General features: G+C 70.4%; 24 protein-coding genes. 11 read left to right on the top strand and 13 right to left on the bottom strand.

Translation table 11 applies throughout. The features are described 5' to 3' along the window. Positions 1–40 precede the first annotated feature (40 nt). Positions 41–742: an HAD family hydrolase gene (locus ACWFRJ_RS37155; RefSeq protein WP_453541422.1), complete on the top strand. Its 702-nt coding sequence runs from the start codon at positions 41–43 to the stop codon at positions 740–742. Positions 743–788: 46 nt separating this feature from the next. Here ACWFRJ_RS37155 and ACWFRJ_RS37150 read toward each other — a convergent pair whose 3' ends face one another. Then, a complete protein-coding gene (locus tag ACWFRJ_RS37150; RefSeq protein ID WP_453541419.1) occupies positions 789–1,034 on the bottom strand; it encodes a DUF2630 family protein in 246 nt (81 codons plus the stop codon). A 193-nt stretch (positions 1,035–1,227) separates the two neighbouring features. Between ACWFRJ_RS37150 and ACWFRJ_RS37145 the strand changes: the two genes are divergently transcribed. After that, positions 1,228–1,908 (top strand): TetR/AcrR family transcriptional regulator, encoded by a 681-nt coding sequence (locus ACWFRJ_RS37145; protein WP_453541416.1) that lies wholly within the window; start codon positions 1,228–1,230, stop codon positions 1,906–1,908. Positions 1,909–1,931: 23 nt separating this feature from the next. Here ACWFRJ_RS37145 and ACWFRJ_RS37140 read toward each other — a convergent pair whose 3' ends face one another. Then, on the bottom strand, positions 1,932–3,434 hold the full coding sequence (locus ACWFRJ_RS37140; RefSeq protein WP_453541413.1) for an LVIVD repeat-containing protein: 1,503 nt from the start codon (positions 3,432–3,434) through the stop codon (positions 1,932–1,934). Between the two features lie 186 nt (positions 3,435–3,620). Between ACWFRJ_RS37140 and ACWFRJ_RS37135 the strand changes: the two genes are divergently transcribed. Continuing rightward, entirely contained in the window at positions 3,621–4,283 is a 663-nt protein-coding gene (locus ACWFRJ_RS37135; protein ID WP_453541410.1) for a DUF305 domain-containing protein, read from the top strand. A 32-nt stretch (positions 4,284–4,315) separates the two neighbouring features. On the opposite strand, the gene ACWFRJ_RS37130 is transcribed toward ACWFRJ_RS37135, so the two are convergent. Then, on the bottom strand, positions 4,316–5,602 hold the full coding sequence (locus ACWFRJ_RS37130; RefSeq protein WP_453541407.1) for an MFS transporter: 1,287 nt from the start codon (positions 5,600–5,602) through the stop codon (positions 4,316–4,318). A 178-nt stretch (positions 5,603–5,780) separates the two neighbouring features. Between ACWFRJ_RS37130 and ACWFRJ_RS37125 the strand changes: the two genes are divergently transcribed. The 3 genes from ACWFRJ_RS37125 (at position 5,781) to ACWFRJ_RS37115 (ending at position 7,592) form a co-directional block, all read left to right on the top strand. Then, entirely contained in the window at positions 5,781–6,212 is a 432-nt protein-coding gene (locus ACWFRJ_RS37125; protein ID WP_453541404.1) for an Rrf2 family transcriptional regulator, read from the top strand. Between the two features lie 84 nt (positions 6,213–6,296). Then, positions 6,297–7,058, top strand: coding sequence for an SDR family NAD(P)-dependent oxidoreductase (locus ACWFRJ_RS37120; protein WP_453541401.1), 762 nt, complete (start codon positions 6,297–6,299; stop codon positions 7,056–7,058). Between the two features lie 105 nt (positions 7,059–7,163). Then, positions 7,164–7,592 (top strand): nuclear transport factor 2 family protein, encoded by a 429-nt coding sequence (locus ACWFRJ_RS37115; protein ID WP_453541398.1) that lies wholly within the window; start codon positions 7,164–7,166, stop codon positions 7,590–7,592. Positions 7,593–7,680: 88 nt separating this feature from the next. Here the strand turns inward: ACWFRJ_RS37115 and ACWFRJ_RS37110 are convergent, their stop codons facing one another. Beyond that, positions 7,681–8,127 (bottom strand): DUF6214 family protein, encoded by a 447-nt coding sequence (locus tag ACWFRJ_RS37110; RefSeq protein ID WP_453541396.1) that lies wholly within the window; start codon positions 8,125–8,127, stop codon positions 7,681–7,683. 179 nt (positions 8,128–8,306) lie between these two features. Between ACWFRJ_RS37110 and ACWFRJ_RS37105 the strand changes: the two genes are divergently transcribed. Continuing rightward, positions 8,307–9,653, top strand: a complete 1,347-nt coding sequence (locus ACWFRJ_RS37105; RefSeq protein ID WP_453541393.1) for an FAD-dependent oxidoreductase — start codon at positions 8,307–8,309, stop codon at positions 9,651–9,653. A 97-nt stretch (positions 9,654–9,750) separates the two neighbouring features. Here ACWFRJ_RS37105 and ACWFRJ_RS37100 read toward each other — a convergent pair whose 3' ends face one another. Then, entirely contained in the window at positions 9,751–10,116 is a 366-nt protein-coding gene (locus ACWFRJ_RS37100; protein ID WP_453541390.1) for an ArsR/SmtB family transcription factor, read from the bottom strand. 156 nt (positions 10,117–10,272) lie between these two features. On the opposite strand from ACWFRJ_RS37100, the gene ACWFRJ_RS37095 reads away from it, so the two are divergent. Further along, on the top strand, positions 10,273–11,370 hold the full coding sequence (locus ACWFRJ_RS37095; RefSeq protein ID WP_453541387.1) for an NADH:flavin oxidoreductase/NADH oxidase: 1,098 nt from the start codon (positions 10,273–10,275) through the stop codon (positions 11,368–11,370). A 36-nt stretch (positions 11,371–11,406) separates the two neighbouring features. Here ACWFRJ_RS37095 and ACWFRJ_RS37090 read toward each other — a convergent pair whose 3' ends face one another. Then, the gene (locus ACWFRJ_RS37090) at positions 11,407–12,402 is read right to left on the bottom strand and encodes a transporter substrate-binding domain-containing protein (RefSeq protein ID WP_453541384.1); all 996 of its coding nucleotides are present in this window, start codon (positions 12,400–12,402) and stop codon (positions 11,407–11,409) included. A gap of 15 nt (positions 12,403–12,417) precedes the next feature. Then, complete coding sequence (locus tag ACWFRJ_RS37085) at positions 12,418–13,140, bottom strand: hypothetical protein (RefSeq protein WP_453541381.1); 723 nt, start codon at positions 13,138–13,140, stop codon at positions 12,418–12,420. A gap of 243 nt (positions 13,141–13,383) precedes the next feature. Between ACWFRJ_RS37085 and ACWFRJ_RS37080 the strand changes: the two genes are divergently transcribed. The 3 genes from ACWFRJ_RS37080 to ACWFRJ_RS37070 all read left to right on the top strand — a co-directional run bounded on the left by ACWFRJ_RS37080 (position 13,384) and on the right by ACWFRJ_RS37070 (position 17,454). Then, positions 13,384–13,593 (top strand): hypothetical protein, encoded by a 210-nt coding sequence (locus ACWFRJ_RS37080; RefSeq protein ID WP_453541379.1) that lies wholly within the window; start codon positions 13,384–13,386, stop codon positions 13,591–13,593. Positions 13,594–13,748: 155 nt separating this feature from the next. Next, positions 13,749–16,580: a helix-turn-helix transcriptional regulator gene (locus tag ACWFRJ_RS37075; RefSeq protein WP_453541376.1), complete on the top strand. Its 2,832-nt coding sequence runs from the start codon at positions 13,749–13,751 to the stop codon at positions 16,578–16,580. Positions 16,581–16,707: 127 nt separating this feature from the next. After that, the gene (locus ACWFRJ_RS37070) at positions 16,708–17,454 is read left to right on the top strand and encodes an AfsR/SARP family transcriptional regulator (protein WP_453541374.1); all 747 of its coding nucleotides are present in this window, start codon (positions 16,708–16,710) and stop codon (positions 17,452–17,454) included. 324 nt (positions 17,455–17,778) lie between these two features. Here the strand turns inward: ACWFRJ_RS37070 and ACWFRJ_RS37065 are convergent, their stop codons facing one another. The 6 genes from ACWFRJ_RS37065 to ACWFRJ_RS37040 all read right to left on the bottom strand — a co-directional run bounded on the left by ACWFRJ_RS37065 (position 17,779) and on the right by ACWFRJ_RS37040 (position 25,519). Continuing rightward, positions 17,779–19,128 (bottom strand): hypothetical protein, encoded by a 1,350-nt coding sequence (locus tag ACWFRJ_RS37065; RefSeq protein ID WP_453541371.1) that lies wholly within the window; start codon positions 19,126–19,128, stop codon positions 17,779–17,781. After that, positions 19,112–20,182 carry a hypothetical protein gene (locus tag ACWFRJ_RS37060; protein WP_453541368.1) on the bottom strand — a complete coding sequence of 357 codons (1,071 nt, stop codon included), beginning with the start codon at positions 20,180–20,182 and terminating at the stop codon, positions 19,112–19,114. The genes ACWFRJ_RS37065 and ACWFRJ_RS37060 overlap by 17 nt, the downstream gene beginning before the upstream one ends. A 40-nt stretch (positions 20,183–20,222) precedes the next feature. Beyond that, entirely contained in the window at positions 20,223–21,728 is a 1,506-nt protein-coding gene (locus tag ACWFRJ_RS37055; protein WP_453541365.1) for a hypothetical protein, read from the bottom strand. 82 nt (positions 21,729–21,810) lie between these two features. After that, complete coding sequence (locus ACWFRJ_RS37050) at positions 21,811–22,641, bottom strand: transporter substrate-binding domain-containing protein (RefSeq protein ID WP_453541362.1); 831 nt, start codon at positions 22,639–22,641, stop codon at positions 21,811–21,813. Between the two features lie 89 nt (positions 22,642–22,730). Continuing rightward, positions 22,731–24,305 (bottom strand): M81 family metallopeptidase, encoded by a 1,575-nt coding sequence (locus ACWFRJ_RS37045; protein WP_453541360.1) that lies wholly within the window; start codon positions 24,303–24,305, stop codon positions 22,731–22,733. Beyond that, the gene (locus ACWFRJ_RS37040; protein WP_453541357.1) at positions 24,302–25,519 is read right to left on the bottom strand and encodes an ROK family protein; all 1,218 of its coding nucleotides are present in this window, start codon (positions 25,517–25,519) and stop codon (positions 24,302–24,304) included. Before ACWFRJ_RS37040 ends, ACWFRJ_RS37045 begins: the two co-directional genes overlap by 4 nt. Positions 25,520–25,590: the final 71 nt, after the last annotated feature.

The following is a 25,590-nucleotide window of genomic DNA, read 5'->3' as shown; positions in this document are numbered from 1 at the left end:
CACTTGACCGCCCGACGACCGGTCACGGAGGATCCTTGCCATGGTGATCAAGGGTGCGCTCTTCGACTTCTCCGGAACCCTGTTCCGCATCGAGTCCACCGGTGCCTGGCTGCGCGCGGTGCTCCAGGAGGCCCGGCTTCCGCTCCCCGAAGCGGAGTTCGAGCGCCTGACGGCCGCCCTGGAGCGGGCGGGCGCGCTGCCCGGCGGGCCGCACCCCACGGCGGTGCCCGACCATCTCGCCGAGCTGTGGGCCCGGCGCGACCGCAGCGCCGCGGAGCACCGCGCCGCGTTCACCGGCCTGTCCCGCGAGGTCCCGCTGCCCGCACCGCAGCTGCACGACGCCCTGTACGACCGCCAAATGACGCCGGAGGCCTGGCGTCCCTACGCGGACGCCGCCGAGGTGCTCGCCGGGCTCCGGGAGCGGGGCGTCCCCGTCGCGGTGGTCAGCAACATCGGCTGGGATCTGCGCCCCGTCTTCCGCGCCCACGGTCTCGCCCCGTACGTCGACGCGTACGCCCTGTCGTACGAGCACGAGGTCCAGAAGCCCGACCCGCGCCTGTTCGCGCGCGCCTGTGAGGCCATCGGCGTGGATCCGGCGGACGCGCTGATGGTCGGTGACGACCGGCACGCGGACGCGGGCGCCGCCGCGCTCGGCTGCGCCGTGCACTTCGTGGACCATCTGCCCGTGGACCGGCGGCCGGACGGACTGCGTCCCGTCATCAGTCTCGTCGACGGGGGCTGAGGCGTCTCCGGTCGTCGCCGGACAGCGGTCCTACGACCAAGCGGGCCTACGACCAGTAGCCCTCGACCTCGGCGACGGGCCGCACCCGCGCCTCCTCCGGGTTCCCGCCGAACTCGGCCTTCGCGCGCCGCTGGCGCAGCAGGTCCCAGCACCGGTCCAGTTCCCGTTCGATGGCGCCGAGTCTCGCGCGCTCCGTCGACTCGTCGATCGCGCCCGACGCTAGGGAGTCCCGCAGCGTCCGCTCGTCGTCGACCATCGACGAGATCCGGGACAGAATCTGCTCTTGATCCATCTCAGTACGCCTCCTCGGCCCCCCCCGGCCCACTGTAAGGAGGGTTCGGCCGATCGGCACCCGTGAGCAGGCAACACTCCCCCGCGGTGTTGCCTGCCCCAGGTCGCACCGGACCGCGAAAGACCCGCTTTGGCGTCCTGGTCCGAGACGCTGAGTATACTGGCTGAGAGCCAGTCAACGCAGGAGTTACAGGATGTCCCCGCGTAGCGCATCGGTCAATGAAGAGTTGCGAAGGCGTTCCAGGGAACGGCTCCTCCAGGCCACGGTCGAGCTGGTGAGCGAGCGCGGCTATGAGGCGACGACGCTCGGGGACATCGCCGACCGCGCGGGCTCGGCCCGCGGCCTCGTGTCGTACTACTTCCCCGGCAAGCGGCAGCTCCTGCAGTCGGCGGTGCACCGCCTGATGCACCACACCCTTGAGGCCGCGCTCGAACGCGAGCCCCGGGCCACGGACGGGGACGAGCTCCTGGCCCGCGCCATCGACGCGATCCTGGGCCTTGCCAGGGACCGGCCCGTCCTCATGCGCACCCACATGGCGGGGATCCTGCAGGCCGACGGGTTCGTGCGCTGCCCGGAGCAGCAGCAACTCGCCGAACTGCTCCGCGACACCGTCGTACGCAATGGGTCGCTCGATGTGGACACCGACTATCCGCTGCTGCGCGCGCTGCTGATGGGCGCGGTCTTCGCGGTGCTGCTCCCGGGGGCGCCGATGCCGGAGGGCGCGCTGCGCTCCGAGCTGTTCCAGCGGTACGGGCTCGCGTGGGAACTGGGCGTCCCGCCGGGCGATGAACCACCCGGCGGGACGCATGCACGAGTCGACGATCAGTCCGCGCAGGAGACGCGGTCTGCTCAGCGGCCCGCTCAGTCGAAGTAGTCGACTGCGGAGAACTGGTCCGGTCAGTCGAAGTAGTCCGGCTGGGTCTGGACGTTGAGCTCACGGACGCGGACCCGCTCGGCGGGATCCGTCCGCTTGTCGTCGATCTTCAGGACGTCGAAGCCCTTGGCGATGTCGTTCGAGTAGATGTAGCCGTTGTAGTAGTACGCCGACCACGAGCCGCCCAGCTGGATCGCGTCGGTGGAGAGCGGACCGCGCTCGAAGTAGCCGATCTCCTTCGGCTTCGAGGAGTTCGTGAAGTCCCAGACGGAGACGCCGCCCTGGTACCACGCCTGGACCATCAGGTCCTTGCCCTTGACCGGGATCAGCGAGCCGTTGTGGGCGACACAGTTCTCGGTCGCGGCCTGGTGGCGCGGGATCTTGTAGTAGCTCTTGAAGACGAGCTTGCGGTGATCGCCCTTGCCCTTGATGTCGTAGATGCCGTTGGCGCCGCGCTCCGGGCCTGTCGCCTCGTCGCAGGTGGCGCCGCCACCGCCGCCGAGCTCATCGGTGAAGACGACCTTGTTCGCCTTCTGGTTGAAGGTCGCCGAGTGCCAGAACGCGAAGTTCTTGTTGTCCTGGACCTGGTCGATGACCTCGGGCTTCTCCGGGTTCTTGATGGAGAAGAGGATTCCGTCGCCCATGCAGGCACCGGCGGCGAGGTCCTCGGAGGGCAGCACGGTGATGTCGTGGCAGCCGGTGGTCTTGGACACGCCCGGGTTGGTGGGCCCGCCGGGGTTGCCGCCGCCGTCGGGGCCTTCACCCGGGAAGAGCACGGGGAAGTCGACGACCGCCGCCTTCTGCGGGGCCTTGCGGGGCACCTTGATGATGGAGATGCCGTCGTGCGGCGGCTGGCAGTCCGGGAACGTCGCGCTCGGGGAGTACGAAGAGACGTACACGTAGACGTTCTTCTTCTCCGGCACCAGGGTGTGCGTGTGCGAGCCGCAGGCGGTCTCGACGGCCGAGACGTACTTCGGGTTCGACTTGTCGCTGATGTCGAAGACCTTCATGCCCTCCCACGAGGACTTCTCGGTCGCGGGCTGCGTGGTGCTGTTGCAGGAGTTGTCGCTGCGCGAGGAGTCGGTGGAGAGGAAGAGCAGGTTCCCCGAGACGGAGATGTCGTTCTGCGATCCGGGGCACAGGACCTGGGACACGGTCCGCGGCTTCTTCGGGTTGCTGATGTCGTAGATGCGGAAACCGTCGTAATTGCCCGCGAAGGCGTACTTCCCCTGGAAGGCGAGGTCGGTGTTGAACCCCGGCAGCGCGTCCTTGGGGATGTTCGCGAGATGTTTGATGTTGTCCGAGTGCACGATCTCGTCGGGCGCGGGTATCTCGCCGTCCTTGATGGCCGCCTTCGCGTCGGCGGCGTCGCTCTTCGACACGCCCTTGGGCGCGGCGGGCGAGTCACCCGGGTCGGGCGTCGCTCCGGCGGGCGCCGCGCTGAACAGCGCGGCAATCAGACCGAGCGCGGCCACGCCGACGCCCATGCGTCTGCGCCGTGTTCGGGGGTTGTTCAACAGCGTCACTGCGTCCTCCCTAGTCGCCCTGGTCGCCGTTCGCAGTCGAACGGTTCACGGACACCCCGCAGTATCGTTCTCCTCATGCACAGATCAACAGATGGCAACGCATCTGTAACGAAAGTTTTTGATCACTCACGCACGTAAGCGTGCTAGGACGGTCCTCAACTCCCCCGCGCGCCACAGGAGGCAGCCGTGCCCAACCGTCGTACGCCCGCCGTAGCCGTGTTCCTCACGGCCGCCGTTCTGACGCTCGGCGCCTGTGATTCAGGAGGTTCCGAAGGTTCCGACGCCGGTTCGAAGCCGACCGGGAAAGCCGCACCGGGTCCCTCGGTCATCGCTCCGGGCAAGCCGGGCGAGACTGCCGCGACCATGTCCGCCAAGGACGCGGCCAAGAAGAGAACCGACGACGACACCCCCAATTCGGCGGACTTCACCTACGTACAGATGATGATCACGCACCACGGCCAGGCCCTGACGATGACCGAACTCGCCCCCAAGCGTGCCGATTCCAAGAAGGTCAAGCGCCTCGCCGACCGCATCGCGGCAGCGCAGCGTCCGGAGATCGGCGCCATGAAGGGCTGGTTGAAGAGTCACGGCGGCGCGAAGAAGCACGCGGGGCACGACCACGGGACGATGCCGGGCATGGCCACGGAGGGGCAGCTGAAGCAGTTGCGCGCCGCGAAGGGGAAGACGTTCGACGAGCTCTTCCTGAAGCTGATGATCACTCACCACAACGGCGCGGTCACGATGGCGACGGATCTGCTCTCCGACGGGAACAACATCCAGGCCGAGGAGATGGCGAACGACGTGATCGCGCAGCAGACGGCGGAGATCGGCCGGATGCGCGAGATGTGAGGCCGTGGCGCCCGGCACGGGTGCGGTGCCTCTCATGTGCGGCTCTCTTCGGTCAACTCCCTCTCGTGCGGCGGCACGTGGTCGCGTCGCGGGAGGAGCAGCGGAGTGGCCAGGATGAGGATCCCGGCGATGCCGATCGCGGTGCGCGGCCCTGTGATGCCCGCAAGCAGACCCCACAGCCCGGTCAGGGCCGCGATGCTGAGCTTGCTGGTGACCGACCAGGCGGACAGGGTGCGGGCGACGCGGTCCTTCGGCGTGTGGTCGAGCCGGTAGGTGGCGAACACCGGGTTGAAGACGCCCGAGCACGTGATCAGGCCGAGCTCGACGACGATGACGAGCACGAGCCCGGCGGCACCGGGGCCGATGAAAGCAAGGCCGAGCAGCCAGCACGCCCGCAGCGCCCCTGCGGTGAGCAGGATCCGGTGCCTCCCGAACCGTTCGACGAGGGGCTGGGCGAGCCGCGAGCCGATCAGGCCGCCGACGCAGGGTACGGCGAAGGCCAGGCCGTACTGCCAGGGCGCGAAGCCCAGTTCGCCGACCATCAGGACGACGAGGAGCGGCGACGTCGCCATGATCAGACCGTTGTTGAGGATCATGTTGAAGAACAGCGGGCGCAGCATCGGGCCCGCGAGGATGTACCGCCATCCGTCGAGCAGATCGCCCGCCCGGAACCGGGACGGCTGCCCGGTGCGATCGGGGTGCGGCTCCTTGCCGTGATCGGGGTGCGGCTCCTTGCCGCCGATCGCGCGGATCCCCAGGGCCGAGAGCAGGAAGCTGACCGCGTCGGCCACCACGGTCATCACCGGGCCGAAGAGCCCGATCGCGGCTCCGCCCAGCGGCGGCCCGAGCATCAGTGCGGTCCAACTGGTGGACTCCAGGCGGCCGTTCGCGACGAGCAGGTCCTGCGGCCGTACGAGCGCCTTGAGGCTCGCACCGCTCGCCGCGCCGAAGGCGATGTCGGCCGCGCCGACGACGACCGCCACGAACAGGAGCTGCCCGAAGCCGAGCAGACCGAGCGCGAACGCGGCGGGGACGCTGAGCAGCGCCGCGCATCGGACCAGGTCCATCGCGATCATCACCGCCCGCTTGCGGCGGAACTCCACCCACGGTCCGAGCGGCACCGCGACCACCGCGCCCACCGCGAACCCGGCCGCCGCGAGGACCGACACCTGCGTCGGACCGGCGTCCAGGGCGAGGATCGCGATCAAAGGGAAGGCGTCGAACGCGAGCCGCGTGCCGAACGCGCTGACCGCGTAGGCCGCCCACAGCCATCCGAACTGCCGCCCCAAGGACCGTCTGCCTTCCTTAGTCACTGCCACCCCTGCCCCTTGGACAACCGCTCCTTGACCTGCGGTATCCAATCCGGCCGCGGGCGCACAGGGCAAACAACCGCATCGGCGGTCATCCACAACCATGGGTTGTGTGAGAGCGCTGCGGCTTGCCCGCGACTGTCGTAACGTTTACTGTTACGACAAGTGAGTGAGGAGAGGAGATGCCGTGAGCGCCAACAGCAGGTTGACCGTCGCCGTGCACGCTCTGGCGTGGGTGGGTCTCTATCAGAGCCGCGGATTCGAGGTCGCCACCTCGGAGCAGATCGCGGACAGCGCGAACACCAATCCCGTGGTGATCCGACGCCTGCTCGGTGAGCTCCGAACGGCAGGCCTGGTGCACGCCCAGCGCGGCGCGGGAGCGGGATGGATGCTCAGCCGCGAACTCGCCACGATCACCCTGCTGGACGTGTACGAGGCCATCGGGTCGGGCCCACTGTTCGGCATGCATCGCGCGGAGCCCAACAAGGAATGCGTCGTGGGCGCGGGTATCCAGCCGGCGCTGGGCGGCGTCTACGACCGGCTCGACCAGGCCGTTCGGGCGGAGTTGGCGCGGACGACGGTGGCCGACGTACTGAACGACACGCTTTCCCCTCACTGACCGTTGTGCGGCCGACATGGCCGCTTCTTTCAGGTCCTCAATGTAACTACAAAAGTTACGTCAATTAGTCAGGAGTGGAATTCCATGGAGAACAAGGGACAGATGACCGGCAGGACCGCCTTGGTGACCGGAGCCTCCAGCGGCATCGGGCGAGCCGTGGCCAGACGCTTCGCCGACGACGGAGCCACCGTGTATCTGGCCGGACGGCGGGCCGCGGAGCTTGAGGCCGTCGCGGCGGAAGCCGGGCCCACCGCGGTGGCCGTGCCGTGCGACGTGGCGCGGGCCGACGACCTGGACCGGCTCTTCGGCACCATCGAGCGGGACGGCCGCCGCCTGGACGTCGTGGTGGCCAACGCCGGAATCGGGGAGTACGCCCGCCTGGAGGACGCCACCGAGGATCAGTTCGCCCGGACCTTCGACGTCAACGTCAAGGGAAGCCTGCTGACCGTGCAGAAGTCGCTGCCTCTCCTTGCACCGGGGGCATCCGTCATTCTGCTGTCCTCCACCAGCGCGGGACAGGGCGGCGAGGGGCTCGGGGTCTACGCGGCGTCCAAGGCCGCCATCCGGAGCCTGACGCGCACTTGGGCCTCCGAGCTGGCGCCACGGGGAGTGCGGGTGAACGCGATCACGCCCGGCCCCATCGCGACGCCGGGCATCGACGGCATCGCGGCGGGGGCGGGACAGGACACCGCACAGTTCCACGCTGCGGCTGCCTCCCAACTTCCCCTGGGGCGTATGGGACGGCCTGAGGAAGTGGCCGCTCTGGCGGCCTTCCTGGCGAGCGAGCAGAGCTCTTTCAGCACCGGAGCCGAGTTCTTCGTCGACGGAGGACTGGTCCAGGTCTGACCTGGCCTGCCCGGCCCGACCGGCGCGCGGCACCGCCGCCAGGACTGCCCGCCCCCGACGCGCGGTCCTCTCACCAGCACGTACGTCACCGCACAAGGAGTCACCATGCCCGCACCCCAGCAGCCCCTCAGCGTTCAGGACACGATCAGCCGCTTCCTCCATCTGCTGGCGGCGGCGGACGCGGACGGCCTTGCCGATCTGTTCGCCGACGACATCGACTGGTTCGTCCCCGGCGACAGCAGCCTGCCGTGGACCGGCCGACGTACCCGCCGTGAGCAGGTGTCCGCCTACTTCCGCACGATGTGGCCCGTCTTCGTCGAGGGCGAGAGCGAGTCACAGGTCGATCAGATCCTGGTGGACGGCGACGAGGCGGCCCTGTTCGGCCGGTTCACCCACACCGTCAAGTCCACCGGCCGCCGGTTCACCACCCCCGTGGCCTTCCGCCTCACGGTCCGCGGCGGGCGCATCGAACGCCTCCACCTGTTCGAGGACACCCTGGCCGTCGCCCGGGCCATGCCCCGGACGGACAGCTGACCGGGGCGTACGTAGAACCGATCAGCAGCCGCTCACGGCGGCGGTGTCGCGCCGCTCGTGTGCCCGTGTACTGGTGCGCTCGTCTGTCTCAACGGCGGTTGTGGCGCGGGGGCAGGGCGCCCGCGTCCCGCGCCGAGGCGATGAGCTTGAGGGACCTGCGGCGACTGCGGCCCGTCGCGTGCATCACCGCCAGCACGGGGTCACGCCCCTCGGCCTGTGCCGTGCGGTACTCCTGAGCCACCATCAGCCGCCCCTCGCGCCCGCGCGGCCACGACGGGCGGGCGCGGTGTGCGTGTACGGCGGGCGGCTCCGGATGCAACTGCGGGAGCGGGAGCGGGTACGGGTACGACGGGGCGTCGGACGGACGCGGTGGCTGGGCGTACAGGCCCTCCAGGGTGATCCGCCCTTCCGAGACCACGGCCCGTGCGTCGATGGCGGCGCCGTCACCGAAGGTCAGTCGTACGTGAAATGAAGGCGAAGCGTCAGCATTCGGTCGATAGTGATCAGAAACACCAAGAAAGGGGCTCTCAAGCACAATCAAAAGGTAGCCGTGCGATCGCATTAGGTCACGAACGGCACGCCCTGGAGCGAGCGTCCGGATCCTGGAGCGGGTGCCCGGATCAACGCGCCCCGCACCACATCTCCCCCTCGACGCACCGGGGTGCGATGCTGAGTTCACCCCCCCCGAGGCCACCTCGCGGAAGGAGCACCGCCGTGCTGCAGGTCGCCGTCGTCGGATCAGGCCCGAGCGGGGTCTACGCCGCGCAGTCCCTCATCCAGCAGGATCGCGTGCCGGGGGTGCGTGTCGACGTCATCGACCGGCTCCCCTGCCCCTACGGCCTCGTCCGTTACGGCGTCGCACCCGACCACGAGAAGATCAAGTCCCTCCAGGGGAACCTGCGTACGGTCCTCGAACACGACCGTGTCCGCTTCCTCGGCGGCATCGAGATCGGCCCCGGCGGATTCCCCACCGCGCGGCTGCTCGACCTCTACCACGCGGTGGTCTACTGCGTGGGCGCGGCAGCCGACCGCAAGCTGGGCGTGCCGGGCGAGGATCTGCCGGGGAGCCACTCGGCCACGGAGTTCGTGTCCTGGTACAGCGCGCACCCTGACGCGGCGGCCGACGGCTTCGTACGGGGCGTGGAGTCCGCCGTGGTCATCGGCGTCGGGAACGTCGCGGTGGACGTCGCGCGGATGCTGGCGCGCGGCGCGGCCGAGCTGCGGCCCACCGACATTCCGCAGGCGGCGCTCGGGGTCCTCGCCGAGAGCCGGGTGCGCGAGGTCCACATGGTGGGGCGGCGCGGCCCCTCGCAGGCGCGCTTCACCACCAAGGAACTGCGCGAGCTCGGCTCGCTCCCGGACACCGACGTGATCGTGGATCCCGAGGAGCTGGCGCTCGATCCGGCGTACGTGGACCCCTCGGGGCTGCCCGCGGCGGGTCGCCGCAATGTCGAAGTGATGCGCGCCTGGGCCGAGCGCCCGGCGCGGCACCTTCCGCGCCGCATCCGGCTCCGGTTCTTCCTGCGCCCCGTGGCCGTGACGGAGGCGGCGGGGCGGGTCGGCGGGGTGCGGTTCGAGCGGACGCTGCCGGACGGGCTCGGCGGCGTGAGGGGTTCCGGGCGGTACGAGGACATCGCGGGGCAGCTGGTCCTGCGCTCGGTCGGCTACCGCGGGGTGCCCATCGACGGGCTGCCGTTCGATGCGGGGCTCGGCACTGTGCCGCATGCGGCGGGGCGGGTGCTGCGGGGTGGCGTCGCGTCCCCCGGGGAGTATGTGGCGGGCTGGATCAAGCGGGGGCCGACGGGCGTCATCGGGACCAACCGCCCGTGCGCCAAGGAGACGGTGCTCTCCCTGCTCGATGACGCCAGCGCCCTCTTACGAAGAGGGGTGGCCGAGGATCCTCTGCCCGCTCTCCGTGACGCGGGCCTTGACCCCGTCGAGTGGCAGGGCTGGCTGGCGATCGAGCGCGCGGAGGCGGCACTCGGCGTCTCGCTGGGACGCGGGCCCGTGAAGATCCCTGACTGGGCCGGGCTGCTGGGGGCGGCGGGCGCTGAGCGCTGAGCTGGGGCGGCGAGCGCTGAGCTGGGGCCGTGTGGATGTGCGGGTCGGTGGGGGGGGACGGGCGCGCAGTTCCTCGCGCCCCTTACGGGGCGCTCACCTACGGCGTACCCGTGCGCTCTGCCTGTGTCCTCGCCGCCGCCAGGACGCTGTCCAGGAGGCCGGGGAAGAGTGCGTCCAGGTCCTCTCGGCGCAAGCCGTTGAGCTTGGCCGTGCCTCGGTAGATCTGTTGGATCACGCCGCTCTCGCGCAACACCCTGAAGTGGTGGGTGCTCGTGGACTTCGTGACGGGGAGATCGATCTGCGAACAGGAGAGCCCGTCGAGCCCCGCCTCGTCCCTGGCCAGCTGCCGTACGACCCGTAGGCGCATGGGGTCCGACAGTGCGTGGAGCACGCCCTCGAGCCGGATCTCCGTACGCGCCGGATGGTCGAGCGCACGGCTGCTGATCGGTGCGGCGGTCGTCATGACGGCTCCACTTCGTCGGGGCTTCACGTCCGGGCTTCGCGTCTTCTCTGAGGCTCCATAGTACGAGAGTCATCGTAGTTTGACATCTGCCGTACTACGAGGTCTATCGTACGACCAGTTCCGAAGTCCGAAGTCCGTGACGAATGGAGTCCCGCCGTGAGCGCGCTGTTCGAGCCCTACACCCTGCGATCGCTGACCATCCCCAACCGCGTGTGGATGGCACCGATGTGCCAGTACTCGACCGAGGTGTTCGGGCCGAACGCGGGCGTCGCCAACGACTGGCACTTCGCCCACTACGCGGCGCGTGCCGCCGGCGGCACCGGACTGATCCTCGTCGAGGCGTCGGCCGTGAGCCCCGAGGGCCGCATCAGCCCCGCCGACCTCGGAATATGGAACGACACGCAGGTCGAGGCGTTCCGCCGTATCACCGGCTTCCTGAAGACCCACGGCACCACTCCGGGCATCCAGATCGCCCACGCGGGCCGCAAGGCCTCGACCGACCGCCCCTGGAAGGGCGGTGGACCCCTTGGCCAGGAGGAGCACGGCTGGCAGCCGGTGGCGCCCAGCCCGCTCCCCTTCGACGAGGGCGATCCCCTGCCGCACGAACTCACCACGGAAGAGATCCGCGACGTCGTCGGCCAGTTCGCGGACGCGGCCCGGCGCGCGCTCGACGCGGGCTTCGAGGTCGTCGAGATCCACGGCGCCCACGGCTACCTCATCGGCGAGTTCCTCTCGCCGTTCACCAATCACCGCACGGACGAGTACGGCGGCTCCTTCGAGAACCGCTCCCGGCTCGCCCTCGAAGTCGTCGACGCCGTCCGCGCGGTCTGGCCCGAGGAGCTGCCCCTCTTCTTCCGGATCTCCGCGACCGACTGGCTGACGGAGAACCCCGAGGACGAGCGTGAGGGCTGGACGGCCGACGACACGGTCCGCCTCGCGAAGGAACTGCACGCCCACGGCGTGGACCTCCTGGACGTCTCCAGCGGAGGCAACGCCCCCAAGGCCCGCATCAAGACCGGCCCCGGCTATCAGGTGCCCTTCGCGGCGCGGGTGAAGGCGGAGACTTCGCTCCCCGTGGCGGCCGTCGGCATGATCACCGATGCCGAGCAGGCGGAGAAGATCCTCGCCAACGGCGAGGCGGACGCCGTGCTCCTGGGCCGCGAGCTGCTGCGCAACCCCTCGTGGGCCCGGCACGCCGCGAACGAGCTCGGCGGCGAGGTCGCCGCCCCCCAGCAGTACCACCGGATGGTGTGAGTCCCGCCGCGGACACCCATGTGCCGCCGCGCAGGGCTACTTGCCGCCGCACGACGTCTTCTTGAGTTTCGTGAACTCGACGTCGGTGGGCTTGTAGTCCTGCTCGAAGGCGCTCGACCGGGCTGTGACCTTGGGGAAGTACGTCTGGAAGGCCAGGGACCAGTTGGTCTGGAGGAAGTCCTCGAGGACGTCGTTCAGCCGGTGGCAGTCCGCGGTCTGGCCCTCGCGCAGGCCGATCCCGTAGAACTGCCGGTTCTTGACCGTGATGTTCCGCGCCACCTCGACCTTGTCGGCGTACCGCGGGTCCTGGGCGAAGCCCTCAAGGATGATCTTGTCCGTCCAGACGGCTTCGAAGTTGCCGTTGATGAGCTCCTTGACGCACGTCTTGTAGCTGTTGCGGAGCTCGGCCACCACCTCCTGCCCCAGGGCGGCACGGATGGCCTTCTTCGCCTTGAGATCCTGCTCGCTGTCCGGGTCGCCGGTGGAGCCGCGCACGCTGCACACCCTCTTGCCGTCGACGTCCGCCAGCCTCGCGATGCCGTTGTAGCCCTTGCGGATGAGCACCCCCTGGTAGGTCTTGAAGTACGGAGCGGTGAAGTCGACCGTCTTGTCCCGCTGATCGGTGATGGAGTACGTGGCCACCACCAGGTCCATGCTCTTGTCGCTCAGGACGTTCTCGCGGTCGCGTGACTGGACGTCCCAGTCCGCGGCCTTGAAGTCGAGCTTCGAGCTGAGGAACTCCACCAACTGCGCCTCGAATCCGGCGAAGTCGTCCTCCTCCTCGCTGCGGGTGCTGAAGCCGGGCTGCCCCTTCTTCACCGCGATGTTCACCGTCTCCTTGAGGAAGATCGAGGACGGTGCGTCGCTCTTCTTGGTGTTGGCGCCCGGCGGCCGGGCATCGTCGGAGCCGTTCCCCGACCCGCCCTCGCTGCATGCGGCGGTCAGGCTGAGGGCGAGGAGACATGCGGCGGTGACGAGTCGCGGGCGCCGCGCTCTGAAGGATCTGGAGGTTCTGGAGGACCTGAAGGACATGGACTCTCCCTTGGGCTAGCGGCGGTACTCCGCCTTCTCGAGCGTGAGGCTGACCCGGCAGTCGTTGTTGTCGGCGCCGTCGGCGCTGTCGGCACTGTCGGCACTGTCGGCACTGTCGGCCAGTTGTATGTCGACCGAGACCTCCGGTCCCGTGTCGTTCACCAGGTCGAGCGTGGTGGTGAGGGTGCGTTCCAGGTCGACGGGGCCCTTCGCGTCGATGTCCGCACCCTGGAACCGGAGGCTGCTCAGGGCCAGGCAGGGGGAGCCCCCAGCCACCCCGTCCCGCGCCGCGAGGGTCACCCTCAGTTCGGTACTGTCGCCCGGATCGGTCTTCACGGTGAGCCTCGCCGTTCCGTCCGCGTCGAGAGTGGCGTCCGTCAGCTTCGCCTGGGGCGTCACGTCGACCGGCTGCCCCGCGAGCACCCACGAGCGGATGCCCCAGATGACGACGCCGACAAGCAGCGCGACGAACATCGCGCCGAGGAAGGCCCGCAGATGCTGCGCCGCCTCGGGCCGTTCGCTCTTGGCCGCGCGCCCCGTCATGGTCGAGGCGTACGCGATGAAGAGGGTGGCCGCGGTGACGGCGGCCGCCGTGCCGCCCCAGATCGCGACGGCCACGAGGACGAGCATCGCCACGAGATGAAGGGTGAACTGCTGCCCGAGGAAGCGTTTCTCCTTGGGGTCAGGTGTACGTGCCTCGCCGCCGCCCTCCGGGGCGCGCTCAGTCGGCGCAATCATGTGACACCCCCGCGTGCAACTGATGCGTGTGGAGGGCAAGGATGCCACAGAGAGTGACGTGAAACACCACAACCCGCGTTATTTCAGGAGGCGTTCGGGGTGTCACATTCTTGGCCAAGGGTCGGCGACTGGGGACATCCCTAGGTGACTCCCTGACGCGACGGGCGAACCGGGATTCGTACCGTGGATCCCCGTCGCGATGTGTCACGGTTCGGGGCCTTCACCGGCCCTCGGGAGGGCGTTGTGCGTTACGTCATCGAGGTGTTCCGCTCGCCTGGGGGCGTGCACGGGAACGTGGTGGATGAGGGAGACCAGCAAGGAGACACGGGCCACTGCACTCAGTTCCACGGCTGGCTCGAACTGCTCTCGCTGCTCGAACCGCCCCCGGACGCCGCCTCCGTCGAGAACGGAGAACCGGCCTCCGCGGCGGATGGTGACTCCTGTGACGCCTGATCCCGCGGCACGGCAATCAGCTCTCCGGGAGCCGGGAATCTGCTTGTACCGACACCGGTTTCGGCATCATCGTGGACGTTCAGGGCCATGCGCCCGGCACGGTTCGCCGTCACAGTCCCGGCGTCCGTACCGGGTGCCGACATGTGGGGGCGGTGATGACGTCCGGCGACATACTGAACGGCCATGCCCACGCACCGGCGACGCATGAGGCGTTCTCCGGACGCGGGCGCGAACTGGCCGCGCTACAGGACGAGTTCCGCAGTGTGTGCGAGGGGGTGCCGCGCCTCGTCCTGATCGACGGGCCCGGCGGCATCGGCAAGACCGCACTGGTGCGCAGGTTCCTGGACACGGCGGGCGAGGCCTGCGTACTGCAGGCGAGCGGCGAGGAGAACGAGAGCGCGCTGCCCTGCGGGGTGCTCGCCCAGTTCGTCGGGCAGAGCCCGATCCCGCTGCCGGACTGCCTGGGTTCTCTGGTCCGCACGCCCCGCTCGGCGCCCGGCACCCTGCCACCCCTCGCGGCCGGCTTCGGGCTGCTCGACCTGCTGAGCGAGCTGCAGGACAAGGGGCCCGTCATCCTGGTGCTCGACGACGCCCATTGGGCCGACTCCGCGTCCCTGAACGCGCTGACCTTCGCGCTGCGCCGGCTGCGCTTCGACAAGGTCCTGGCGATCGTGACGGCGCGCGACCCACAGGCACCTCAGCTGCCGGACGGAATCCGCAGGCTGCTCGCCGACGTCCGCACCCGCCGGATCCCGCTGCATGGACTCAGTCCGGACGAACTGGGTCACCTCAGCGCACAGTTGTGGACCGACCGGCTTCCGCACTCCGCCTCCGTACGCCTCCACGACCACACGCACGGCAATCCGCTGCACGCCCGCGCTCTGCTCGATCAGGTGCCCTCGCACGTCCTGCGGGACGTCACCACACCGCTGCCCGCGCCCCGTTCGTACGCCATGCTGGTGCTCGCCAACCTCGCGGAGTGCGGGTCCCAGGCGCTGCGGCTCGTCCAGGCGGTGAGTGTGCTCGGGCTCTCCTGCCCGCTGAGCCTGGCCGCCTCGCTCGCCCGCGTCACCGCCCCCCTGCCCGCGCTCGAACGCGCCGTCAAGGCAGGCCTGTTGAAGGAGACGCACCCGGGCGCCGCACCCGAGATCTCCTTCCCGCATCCGCTCGTCCATGCCGCCGTCTACCAGGACATCGGCCCCGCGCACCGGGCCGACCTGCACACGCGGGCCGCCACCCTGGTCGGCGACGACTACGCGAGTCTGCGGCACCGCGTGCTCGCCTCCACCGGACCCGACGAGCAGCTCGCCGCCGCGCTGGCCGCCTGCGCCCGGCGCGAGGCGGCCACCGGGCAGTGGGCGGTCGCGGGCACCCACCTGCGGCACGCGTCCCGCGTGGCGACGACCGACCCGGAACGCGACCGGCTCGCGGTCGAGGCCGTCGAGGCGCTGCTCCTCGACGGCCGTGTGCACGAGTCGGCCGAGCTCGCGGCCGGTCTCTCGGCCGACGCCGATCCGGCGCTGCGCGGCTACGTACGTGGATATGTGGCGCGCGTCCAGGGGCGCATGGAGCAGGCGCAGACGCTGCTCGTCGACGCCTGGAACCAGTGCGACCAGGAGAGCGATCCCTCACTGGCCGCGCGGGCGGCCGAGCAGCTGAGCTACGCCGCCGTGATGCGGGGGCGCTCCGCCGACGCCGCCCAGTGGGCCGAGCGCGCGCAGCGACTCTCCACCCTCCAGGGGCCGAGCCGGATGCTGCGCTTCAACCACCTTCTCGCGCTGGGCCTCAGCGGGTTCGCCAAGAAGGGGATCGAACTCGCCGGTGAACTTCCCGATCCGCTCCTCGTTCCGCCCGCGAAGATCGACCTGCTGCTCGCACGCGGGCAGTTGAGGCTCTGGTCGGACGATCTTTCCGGCGCACGAAGGGACTTGTCGGGGGCGGTGGCCAACTGCCGCAAGGGATCGGTGCCGTTGCGGCTGCTCTCGGCATCGGCGCTCGCGCAGACCCTGCACCGGCTCGGCGACTGGGACGAGGCGCTGATCCACGCCGAGGCCTCCGCGTCGATCGCCGACGACTCCGAGCAGTCGTGGCTCAAGCCCGTCACGCACGCCATCGCCAGCTGGATCCTCTCCGCGCGCGGCAGCTGGGACCGCGCGTCGGCGCACCTGCGGCTCGCCCTGGACGCGCCGGGCTGCGACGAGAGCGCCCTCGCCTACGCCTACGCGGCCTCGGCGCACGGGGCCTTCGCCGAGGCGCGCGCGGAGCCGGAGCGGGTCGTCGAGGCCCTTCGGCCGCTCCTCGACTTCGCCACGCACGACGGGGTGAACGAACCGGGCGTGGTGTCCTGGCGTGAGCTCCTGGTCGACGCGCTCATCCAGCTCGGCGAGTTCGACGAGGCGGAAGCGGTGCTTCTCCCCTACGAGGAGCGGGCGGCGGCGCGCGGGCAGCACGCGGCGCTGTCGGCGGCGGCCCGGGTGCGCGGGAATCTGCACGCTGCGCGCCGCGAGACGGACCGCGCCCAGGCGTCGTTCCTGCGCGCCCACGACCAGGCGGCGCAGGTCCCCTCGCCCTTCGGCCGCGCCCGCGTCGAGCTCGACCACGGGGCGTTCCTGCGCAGGATCGGCCGCCGCTCGGTGGCGGTGACCCAGCTGCAGGCGGCGTACACGACGATGAGTGACCTTGGCGCCGCGCCCTACCTGGCGCGGAGCGAACGGGAGCTCGACGCCTGCGGGCGTGCGGCGCCCCCACGGCCCGCGCACGACCCGGCGGACCTCGAATCGGCAGCCGAAGGGCTCACCCCGCAGGAGCTGGCCGTCGCGCGGCTCGCCTCCCAGGGTTTCACCAACCGGCAGATCGCCACCGCCCTCGCACTGAGCGTCAAGACCATCGAGTACCACTTGGGCCACACCTATACGAAGCTCGGAATCAATTCGCGTATCGGGCTCGTGCACCACTTCGCCCCCCAGGACCGGCGCACGTCCTCCTAGCCCGTCCCCTGGCCGGAGCCCTGGCACACCGGGGTTATCCCTGGGCGATTCCCTGAGGCAACCTGCCCCTGCCCGGCGTAGGTTCTTGGCTGGTCAGGGGACGGCACGCACAATCGGGGGTGCACAGATGGCTGTCACGGAATGTCCGGCGGTACGCGACGACGCGCCACCGGCCCTGCGTCTGCGGCTGCTCGGGGGATTCTGCCTCAGCCGTGGCGAGGGGGACGGCGGCGGGCAGGTCGAGGTGTCCGCCAGCGGGCAGCAGTTGCTCGCCCTGCTCGGTCTTCGTGGACCCGCGACGCGTTCGGCGCTCGCGGGGACGCTGTGGCCCGATGTCACGGAGGAGCGTGCGCGCGCCTGCCTCCGTACCGCCATCTGGCGCCTCAACGCGGCGAGTTCGGCCGTCACCGACCCAGGGCCAGGGGTGCTCGCGCTCAGCGGGCGGGTCCGGATGGACATCCAGGACTTCACCGTCACGGCCCACCGCATACTCGCGGCCTCGGCAGAGGGGACCGGGCCCGCGTGCGCCTCGCTGATGGGGATGGGCGAGCTGCTGCCCGGCTGGTACCAGGACTGGGTGGTGTTCGAGCGCGAGCGGCTGCACCAGCTGCGGCTGCACGCGCTCGAGGCCCTTTCGGCGCGGCTCGTCGTGCGGGAGCAGTACGCCCCCGCGCTTGAGGCCGCGTTGGAGTGCACCCGGATCGATCCCCTGCGCGAGAGCGCGCACCGGGCGGTCGTGACGGTGCACCTCGCCGAGAACAACCTCGCGGAGGCGGTGCGCCACTTCAAGATGTTCCGCGCCCTGCTCCGCTCGGAGCTCGGCATCGAACCCTCGGAGCAGTTCCGCACGATGGTGCGCCACGCACTCACCTGACGGAGGCAGCCATGGTGACCGGGAACGCGGCAGGGGTCCATCGAGAACGGGTGACGCGCCATCACGTCACCGTCGGCCTGTCTGTCCGTGCGCGCTCGGGGGCGCACGGGCCGCAGGTCGTCCCACCTGCCCCTGCCGGCCGTGTCGAGGGACGCGGCCGGCAGGCCACCGACGCTCCGCCACGCACGGACACGGGGGTGCCGCGCGCGGCGAAGGAGGCGTCGGGAGCGGCGACGGCCGGGGGCACAGCCTCCCGGCCGTCGCGGCCGCACTGCCTCTCTACGGGCCTCGCAGGCACTGCCTCTACGGGCCTCGCTGAGGCCCTCACGGGCGCCTGAGCTCCTCGACGGCCGAGTCGACCGTGCTGTGGGGCAGCCCGGTCCTGCGGCACAGTTCCTCCCGGTCCAGGCTGCTCAGGACTTCGTCGACGGTCTTGCCCTCGACGCTCACGATCTCCTGTACGTAGCGCTGGACGCGGTCGCCCGGATCGACCGCCGTCGGGCGCGCCGTCCCCGCGGTGCCACGCGGCGCGACACCCGCTCGCTGCTCCTGCTCCAGCCAGGTGGTCCAGACACCGCGCCCCACGAGATGCTCCGCCACGCTCTCCACCACCGAGCCGTCCGGCAGGATCCCGGGGGCGACCGCGTCCGCCCGGACGAGCAGACGGCAGGACGCGGCGAGCATGGGCGGCGACACGACGGGCGCCACCGGCTCACCGAGCAGGGTGCACAGGGCGGCGATGTCCGGCTGGTCGGGCGCGTAGTGGACGAGCCTCTCCACGACCGTGCCGATCTGCCGCAGATCGGGACGGGGGTGCAGCAGCAGGGCGTGGGCGCCGACGATGCCCAGGAAGGGGTTGACGTCCTCGGCCCTGGCCAGCTGCATGAGCTGCCGGTTCGACACGAGGTCGATGCCCTGTCGCAGTCCGGAGAGCGCGGCCTCCAGGGCGAGCCCGAGCGTGCGGTCCGCGGGCTGCCAGCCCGCGCCACGGCGCACCATCTGGATCGAGGCGAACTGCGGCTGCGGTCCCTGCGGGCCGTTGCTCACGAACACCAGGGTGGTCCATCCGTCGAGCACGTGCAGCGCCTGTGCGAGGGGCGGCCCGTCGGCGGGCTTCCTGCGGGGACGCAACCGGTAGCCGCCCGGCGGCAGTTCACAGCTCCAGGCCGACCATTCCTCGCCGCCCGAAGGCTCCCATCCACTGGCTCCGCCGTCGACGGGCCTGCCGTCAAGGCCGGCGATCTCCAGTGCGAACGGGTCCAGTTGCCAGCCTCGGCGCAGATTGCGGATCAGCACCATCAGGGTCGGCGAGCCTTCGCCGTACGTCGTCCGTGTGCTCCAGCGTGCAGCCGCCGCCCGGTGGTCCTCACGGGTCGTGGGAGTGCCCTCGACGGGTGTGGGCGTGGGCATGTCGGGCAGCGCGAGCCGCTCGGTGAACGGTTCGGGGCCGACCTCGACGAACCGGCTCTCCACCTCACCGCCGAACCGCTGCTCGATGCGGTAGATACCGGGCCGCAGCTCGGTGTCGACGGTCCCCATCGCGTGCGCCACCTCGCGGAACGCGGAGTCCGTGACGGTGACGAGTACCGATGGGGTGTCCGGTATGACGACGAACGGCACCCGGTCCTTCGCGTCCTGTTCTGTATGCCGCCGGTCCTCAGAGCTGGACACCATTGCCACCACCTGTCAGTACCTCGAAGAATCCACCGTTGCGGAAGTCGGGCGCGGTCCAGCTCTCCGGAGTGGCGCGGTAGTACCCGGGGGCGAGCTTCTCGACGCTCTCCTCCGCTTCGACGTGCAGCCGCAGCGGCGACTCGTCGAGGTCACCGCCGCGCAGCTGCACCCAGCCCCGGAATCCCGCCGGGAACCGCAGGGTCACAGGGGCCGGAGGACGCTCAAGACCTTCCGCGAAGATCATCGGCGTGCTGGTGCCCTTGATGAACTTGGCCTTCTGCGGGATCAGCGCGTCTTCTGTGCGGGCACGCACAGAAGGGCCGACGAAGTCGGCGAGGCTGTCCGATGTGACCGTGCCCTCGGGCGTGGGCTTCGCGCCGCGCAGCCCTTCCAGGAGGGCGGTCGTGAAGTGTCCCCGGGCCCGGTCGCGGTCGGGGTTCTGCTCCTCGTAGGCGGGGTCGCCGAGCGAGGTCGCGAACCCGACGAAGTAGTCGACGTCCTCCGGCGCCTCGGTGCTCCCGGTGAACGGCGGGGCGAAGACCTCGACGCCGCCGAAGCGGGTGCGGCAGCAGTCGGCCAGGAAGACCACCTCGTGGAACGGCGACGCCGACTCGTACCAGTTCAGGTACTGCCGTACCGCGACATGACTGCCCATGTAGTCCCTGGCGGCGTTGGCCATGAGCAGCGCCGCGTCGCTGTTGTTGGACGGCGAGAACCCGTGCCCCGCGAGGAAGACGTAGAGCCGGGTCGCCCGCCACGCGTCGGGCCGCTCCTCCTCGGGCCTCGCTCTGACGGCGTCCCCCGCCGCCGTGTGCGCCCGGTAGAGCGCCTTGTCGACGTACTCCTTGGTCGGCACGGCGTTGAGGAAGTCGTCGGTGAGCTCGTCCTCCTTGGTGGCGGTGACCAGGTGGACGTTGGCCTCGGGCAGGGCACCTGCCCCGGGTTCGACGAGCCAGTCGCGGAACCGGCACGCATCACCCCGCGCCCCCTGTAGGTCACCGATGGCCGGGTATCGGTTGATGCCGACGACCACGGCGTAGTGCAGGTCGTTCATCGGTCTCTCTCCCCCCGTCGGTCGCGATCGGTCGGTCGCGTCAGTCGGCGAGCATGGTGACCACGCTCGCGAGCACGTCCGGGTCGTGGTCGAAGGCCACGTGGCTGCGCGCCCCCGAGCGCAGGCCCGGCCCGCCGTCACCGGGCGACCACACGGTGCGTGCGGAATCGGCGCGCAGGAAGCCGCGCAGGTCGTCCGAGTCGGGTCCCACCGCGGCGGCGTCGAGGAACCAGTGCTGCATTCCCGCGATCGGCATGACGGCGGACTGCTGGGAGGGTCCGCGCTCAAGGACCCCGGAGATGAAGTAGAGGAGCGACCTCGGGTACAGGAACGGCACGAGTTGGTCGGCCCGTTCCGCAGGGTCGGTCATGGTGAACATCCGGAACCGGTCGAAGAGTTCGGCCTGGCGGCGGATCGCGGGCGCGAGCTGCGCCACCGTGCAGGCGGGCGCGAGGAGCACCACGTCCCGCAGCCGGAAGTCGGCGGGCACCGGGTCGTCGACCGCGGCGCGCCTGCGCGCGAGGTCGTCGAGCAGGTTGCCGATGAACACGGCGCCCGCGCTGTGGCCGACCACGGTCACCTGGGGGCGGGTGCCGGTCGCGAGCAGCTCGGCGAACCGGTCGAGGAAGTACCGCCCCGCGCGGACCTCGTCGCCCGCGGCGGCGAAGGTGTCCAGGGTCTGCCGCTTCATGGCGTCCCAGATCGCGGCGCCCACACTGGCGAGGTAGAACTCGCGGAGGATCTCCTCGACGACCGTCGGATAGAGCCCGTGGTCGTTGCGCTGCCGGAAGCGGTCGACGACGGCGGCCACCACCCGCACGGTCTTGCGCACCATCAACGCGGTGCTCACCAGGGCGCGTTCCCCCGTGCCGGCCCTGTCCGCGAGATCGGTCACGACATCCGGTGACATCAGGGTGACCGCCGCGGCACGCCCCCCGATTACCTCTCGCGCCGCGGCGGCCGGCTCGTTGGTCTGCGGAGTGTCCTGGGGCACAGCCGAGTTCACGATCTCCCGGGTGCGCTCGGCAAGTTCGGTGTCCGCCGAGAGCTCGGCGGCGATCTGCGTCTGCTCGGACTCGCTCAGCGACGGCACGTCCTTCGGCACCATCATCCGCGCATAGGGCTCCTGCCCCGTCCGCACCTGGGCGAGTTCGGCTGCTACCGACCTAGAGGTGGGGACGGTGACAAGACCTCGCTGTCCCGGCTCCTTGAACACGGTGCCGGTGGCGTACCGGGTGACCCTGTTGAGCAGCGTACGAAAGACGCTCTCGTTCAGGATCTGCGGCAGATTGCCCCGCAAGGTCTCGAGCAGCCCGCTGCTCCACACGAAGAAGACGGGATCGACGCCCGCCCCTTCGTACACGGGCGCGAGCCGCTCGGCCGTGGCGAAACCCAGGTGGTCGTCGATGAGTCCGCCGTGGAAGTGCAGCACGACGCGCGGCCGGTCCTTGAGCCCGGCGACGAGCCCGTCGATGTCGGCGGTGGTGGTCGAGGCGAGCCGACCACCCTGCCTGCTGTGGATGCACCGATCGCGGAAGGAAGCCATGCCCAGGAAGGTAGGGCGGCCCGGCCGTCCCGACATCGGGGACCGCCTCAGGGATATCCCCGGACCGGCGGGACCGGGACGACTAGGAACCCGAGGGGGCGCCCATCCACTCGGCCTCGTATCCCGCGTACGTCCCGTCGTGCGTCGCCAGATGCGTGAACTGGTCGACGTACTCCTTGAACTCCTCGTCCCCGCGCGGCAGGGCGTAGGCCTTCTCGGAGAAGGTGAAGGGCTTCTCGGGGTGCAGCGAGCAGAGCTCGGGGTGGATCTTGGCCTGGTAGCGGGTCTCGCTCGCGTCCGTCATCATCACGTCCGCACGGCCCTCGACGATCTCCTTGAAGATCGTGGTGTTCTCCGGGTGCAGCTTGATGGTGGCCTGCTTGATGCTCGCCCGCGCGAACTGCTCGTTCGTGCCACCGGGGTTCACGATGACGGTGGTGCCCGCCTTGTCGATGTCCTTGAGCGTGCCCTCGCCGAACTTCTCCTTGTCGGCGCAGCGCACGATCGGCGTCTTGCCGTCCTCGCGGGTCGGTTCGCTGAAGTAGACCTGGCGGGCGCGCGGCAGGGTGATGGAGACGCCGCCGACCGCGATGTCGCAGCGGCCCGCCGCGACGTCCTTGGTCAGGTTCGCCCAGGTCGTGGCCACGTACGAGGGCTTGGCATCGAGGCTCTTCGCCAGGTCCTCCGCCATCTTGATGTCCACGCCGCTGTACGTTCCCTCGACGGGGTCGAGGTGGGTGAACGGGCGGTAGTCGCCCGTCGTGCACACCTTCAGGACGCCCGACTTCGGCACGGAGTCCAGGAGGCTGCCGTGATGGCGGTCCTTGCCGCGCCCGGCGTCGGGCGACGCGGGCGCGGCAGCCGTGAGGGCGAGCAGACAGACCAGGGCGGACAGGGTGGCGGCGCGCTTCACGGGGGCTCCTCCGGACGGGTTTCAGCGGCTCGAAGGGATCACCTTCGCAGAAGCGTTACGGCAGGTGAAGCCCCTTCTCATCAGACGAGTCAGGCGAGCGGCACCAGCTGGATCGCGGTCAGACCGGGGCCCGCACCCGCGTCGTACGCGTCCTCGTCGAACGGGTACAGCGGGCGCTCCACACGGTGGTGACCGAGCCGCAGCAGGTCCTGGTCGACGCCGCCCGGGGTGAGGGCGAGGAGCCAGTCGGCGGCCATGTCGTAGAGCTCCGGCTCCAGGTAGCCGATCTTGACGACCACCAGGTCGAAGGTGCGCGGGTCGATGCCGAGGCCGCCGTCCGCCGGACCCATGAAGTCCGCGAGGGTGTGGAAGGGCTTGCGGCGCTCGACCAGGATCACCGTCACGCCGCCGGTCCGCACCGCCGCCATGTCGACACCACGGTCGTACGCACCGCCTTCCGCCCGGTCCTTCTGCTCGGCGGCTCGCTGCAACGCCACTACGGTGCCGGTGAGTTCATAGGGGCCGCCGTGGTTCGCGTCGACCTTGCCGCCCACGCTCAGGGTGACATCGGCGCCCACTCCGGCCTCGAAGCAGCGGGCGACGGCGACCGGGTCGGTGATGCCGGGGTGGACCGCGGTGACCTGCCCGGAGCGGATCGCGTCGTTCTCCAGGAGCTTGCCGAGCATGTACGCCAGGTCACCGGCGCCGCCCGCCGTGGGGTTGTCGCCGGAGTCGCTGATGAGGAAGGGCCGCTTGTCCGAGGCGACCGCCTTCTCGATGCATTCATCGGCGCCGCCCGTGGGCCCTACGAAGACGAAGTCGCGGCGCGCGTCCCAGTAGCGGCGGGCCAGCTTCTCGGCCTCAGCGGCGGCCAGTTCGGCGTCGTCCCCGGTGACGACGATCGCGGCCTTGCAGCGCGGCTCGTCCGCCCACGCGTAACCGACCCACATCGCGGCGTCGAGGATGCCGGGCAGCTTCTCGATGTCGGCGAGCGAGGCGTAGAGCGACTTGGCGGGCTCCAGGCGGGTGCTGGTCTTCTCGCCGGGCAGCAGCACCGGCACCTGCACCCAGGCGCGGTGCGGCCGGGTGCCCTCGCGCAGGCAGCGTACGAGGTTGCGCGCGGCGCGCTCGCGGGTCTCCCAGGCGTCCTCGTGCGGGGCGAGGCGGTGGGCGGTGAGCAGGTCGATGGGCTCGGCGAACCGGCGCGAGACGTTGCCGTGCAGGTCCATGGCGGTCGACATCATCGGGCGCCCGCCGTCGGGGGTGCCGACGGCGTCGAGGGCGGCGCGGACCGCTTCGGTCAGGTCGGCTTCGGCGTCGGTCAGGCCGATGACGCTCATCGCGCCGTGGATGTCGTAGACGAGGCCGTCCAGGGGGCCCGCCTCCCGTATGCGCGTGACCAGTTCGTCCTTGAGGATCAGATACGACTCCGCCTCCACCGGGCCGCCGGGCAGCGAGGTCGCGTGCAGGAGAGGCACCCACTCGACCGTGTAAGCGAGGTCCGATTCCGGGCGGGTCCAGGTGTAGCGGTCCAGGAGGTCCTGGCCGCGGGTCTGGCGGAAGTCGTCCGTGGTGGAGCGGTGCGGGCAGAAGGTGGAGGACTCGATGCCGATGCCGCCGATGCCGATACGGAGGCGACGCTGGTTCGTTGCAGGCGCAGTCATGCGGGGGCGCTCTCTTCCTGGGGAGCCGGTGTGGTCGGGAGGTTCTGGCGCAGGGCGGTGAGTCCGGCGCCGAGGAGGCCCGCGTCGCGGCCCGTCACGGTGGTGGTGATCTCCAGGTCCGCGGTGGCCAGGGGCAGGCAGCGCTCGTAGAGGACACCTCGTACGGCGGCGACGAGCGGTTCGGCGGTGGCGAGGACACCGCCGAGGGCGACGGCCTGGGGGTTGAAGAAGTTCACGACGACGGACAGGACCGTGCCGATGTGCCGTCCCGCCGTGCGGACCAGGGTGGTGGCCTGCGGGTCGCCGTCGGAGACGAGCCGCAGGAGTTCGGTGGTGTCCTCCACCTCCATGCCCTGCGCGGCGAGTTCGCGGATGAGGGCGGCGCCGCTCGCCACGGTCTCCAGGCAGCCGATGTTGCCGCAGCTGCACGGGCGGTCGCCCGCCGCCTCGATGCGTACGTGACTGATGTCGCCCGCCGAGCCGTTGGCGCCGTCGTGCGGGCGGCCCGCCACGATGACACCGCTGCCGATGCCGCGGCCCGCCTTGACGACGACCATGTGGTCGAGCCCGGGGCGTGCGGTGCGGTGCTCGCCGACGGCCATCATCGTGGCGTCGTTGTCGACGGTGACGGGCATGCCGAGGCGCTCCGCGAGGACGTCCCGCAGCGGGTAGCGGTGCCAGCCCGGCATGCGGGACGGGCTCAGGACGCGGCCCTCGGCGGGCTGTACGGGGCCGGGGAAGGCGACGCCGATGGCGCGGACGGTGCGGCCCGCGTCGCGCTGGCGTGCGCCGAGGTCGGCGACCTGGCCGCAGAGCCAGTCGACGGCGGACTCGGGCCCCGCGGTGATGTCGTGCGGCAGGTCGACGGCGTCAAGGACCGTGCCGCCGAGGTCGACGACACCGATGCGCGCGTGGTGGCTGCCGAGGTCGGCGGCGAGGGCGACGCCGCCCTGCGCGCGGACGCGGAGCAGCCGGGGGCGGCGGCCACCGCGCGATGCTCCCTCGCCGGACTCGGTGAGAACTCCGGCGCTGACGAGTTCCTGCACGCGCAGCGACACGGTGGAGGGGGCGAGCCCCAGTTCCCGTACGAGATCGGCACGGGAGGAGGCAGCGCCCGAGGAGACCAGCTGCAGTATGTGCTGCGCCGAACCCGGTTCGCCGTGCGGTGTTCCGGCCATGGCGCCCCCAGTTGCTTCGATCAGTTCGTTCGACATCAGGAGGAACACTAAGTCTCATCAAAGCAAGTTGGCCAGACCCTCCCGATTTTAAGACTTCTTGCCGAACG

The sequence above is a fragment of the Streptomyces sp. NPDC055239 genome (genome assembly GCF_053606205.1).
The sequence above is the reverse complement of the archived record's forward strand: the minus strand, read 5'-3'. Positions and strand labels throughout refer to the sequence as shown.

Bases quoted from the DNA above. Each gene is read 5' to 3' on its own strand.
- ACWFRJ_RS37060 (WP_453541368.1), bottom strand. From the start codon at position 20,182: ATGAACGACCTGCACTACGCCGTGGTCGTCGGCATCAACCGATACCCG.
- ACWFRJ_RS37120 (WP_453541401.1), top strand. From the start codon at position 6,297: ATGGAGAACAAGGGACAGATGACCGGCAGGACCGCCTTGGTGACCGGA.
- ACWFRJ_RS37065 (WP_453541371.1), bottom strand. From the start codon at position 19,128: ATGGTGTCCAGCTCTGAGGACCGGCGGCATACAGAACAGGACGCGAAG.
- ACWFRJ_RS37090 (WP_453541384.1), bottom strand. From the start codon at position 12,402: ATGTCCTTCAGGTCCTCCAGAACCTCCAGATCCTTCAGAGCGCGGCGC.
- ACWFRJ_RS37085 (WP_453541381.1), bottom strand. From the start codon at position 13,140: ATGATTGCGCCGACTGAGCGCGCCCCGGAGGGCGGCGGCGAGGCACGT.
- ACWFRJ_RS37055 (WP_453541365.1), bottom strand. From the start codon at position 21,728: ATGGCTTCCTTCCGCGATCGGTGCATCCACAGCAGGCAGGGTGGTCGG.
- ACWFRJ_RS37075 (WP_453541376.1), top strand. From the start codon at position 13,749: ATGACGTCCGGCGACATACTGAACGGCCATGCCCACGCACCGGCGACG.
- ACWFRJ_RS37070 (WP_453541374.1), top strand. From the start codon at position 16,708: ATGGCTGTCACGGAATGTCCGGCGGTACGCGACGACGCGCCACCGGCC.
- ACWFRJ_RS37115 (WP_453541398.1), top strand. From the start codon at position 7,164: ATGCCCGCACCCCAGCAGCCCCTCAGCGTTCAGGACACGATCAGCCGC.
- ACWFRJ_RS37145 (WP_453541416.1), top strand. From the start codon at position 1,228: ATGTCCCCGCGTAGCGCATCGGTCAATGAAGAGTTGCGAAGGCGTTCC.
- ACWFRJ_RS37155 (WP_453541422.1), top strand. From the start codon at position 41: ATGGTGATCAAGGGTGCGCTCTTCGACTTCTCCGGAACCCTGTTCCGC.
- ACWFRJ_RS37100 (WP_453541390.1), bottom strand. From the start codon at position 10,116: ATGACGACCGCCGCACCGATCAGCAGCCGTGCGCTCGACCATCCGGCG.
- ACWFRJ_RS37045 (WP_453541360.1), bottom strand. From the start codon at position 24,305: ATGACTGCGCCTGCAACGAACCAGCGTCGCCTCCGTATCGGCATCGGC.
- ACWFRJ_RS37040 (WP_453541357.1), bottom strand. From the start codon at position 25,519: ATGTCGAACGAACTGATCGAAGCAACTGGGGGCGCCATGGCCGGAACA.
- ACWFRJ_RS37150 (WP_453541419.1), bottom strand. From the start codon at position 1,034: ATGGATCAAGAGCAGATTCTGTCCCGGATCTCGTCGATGGTCGACGAC.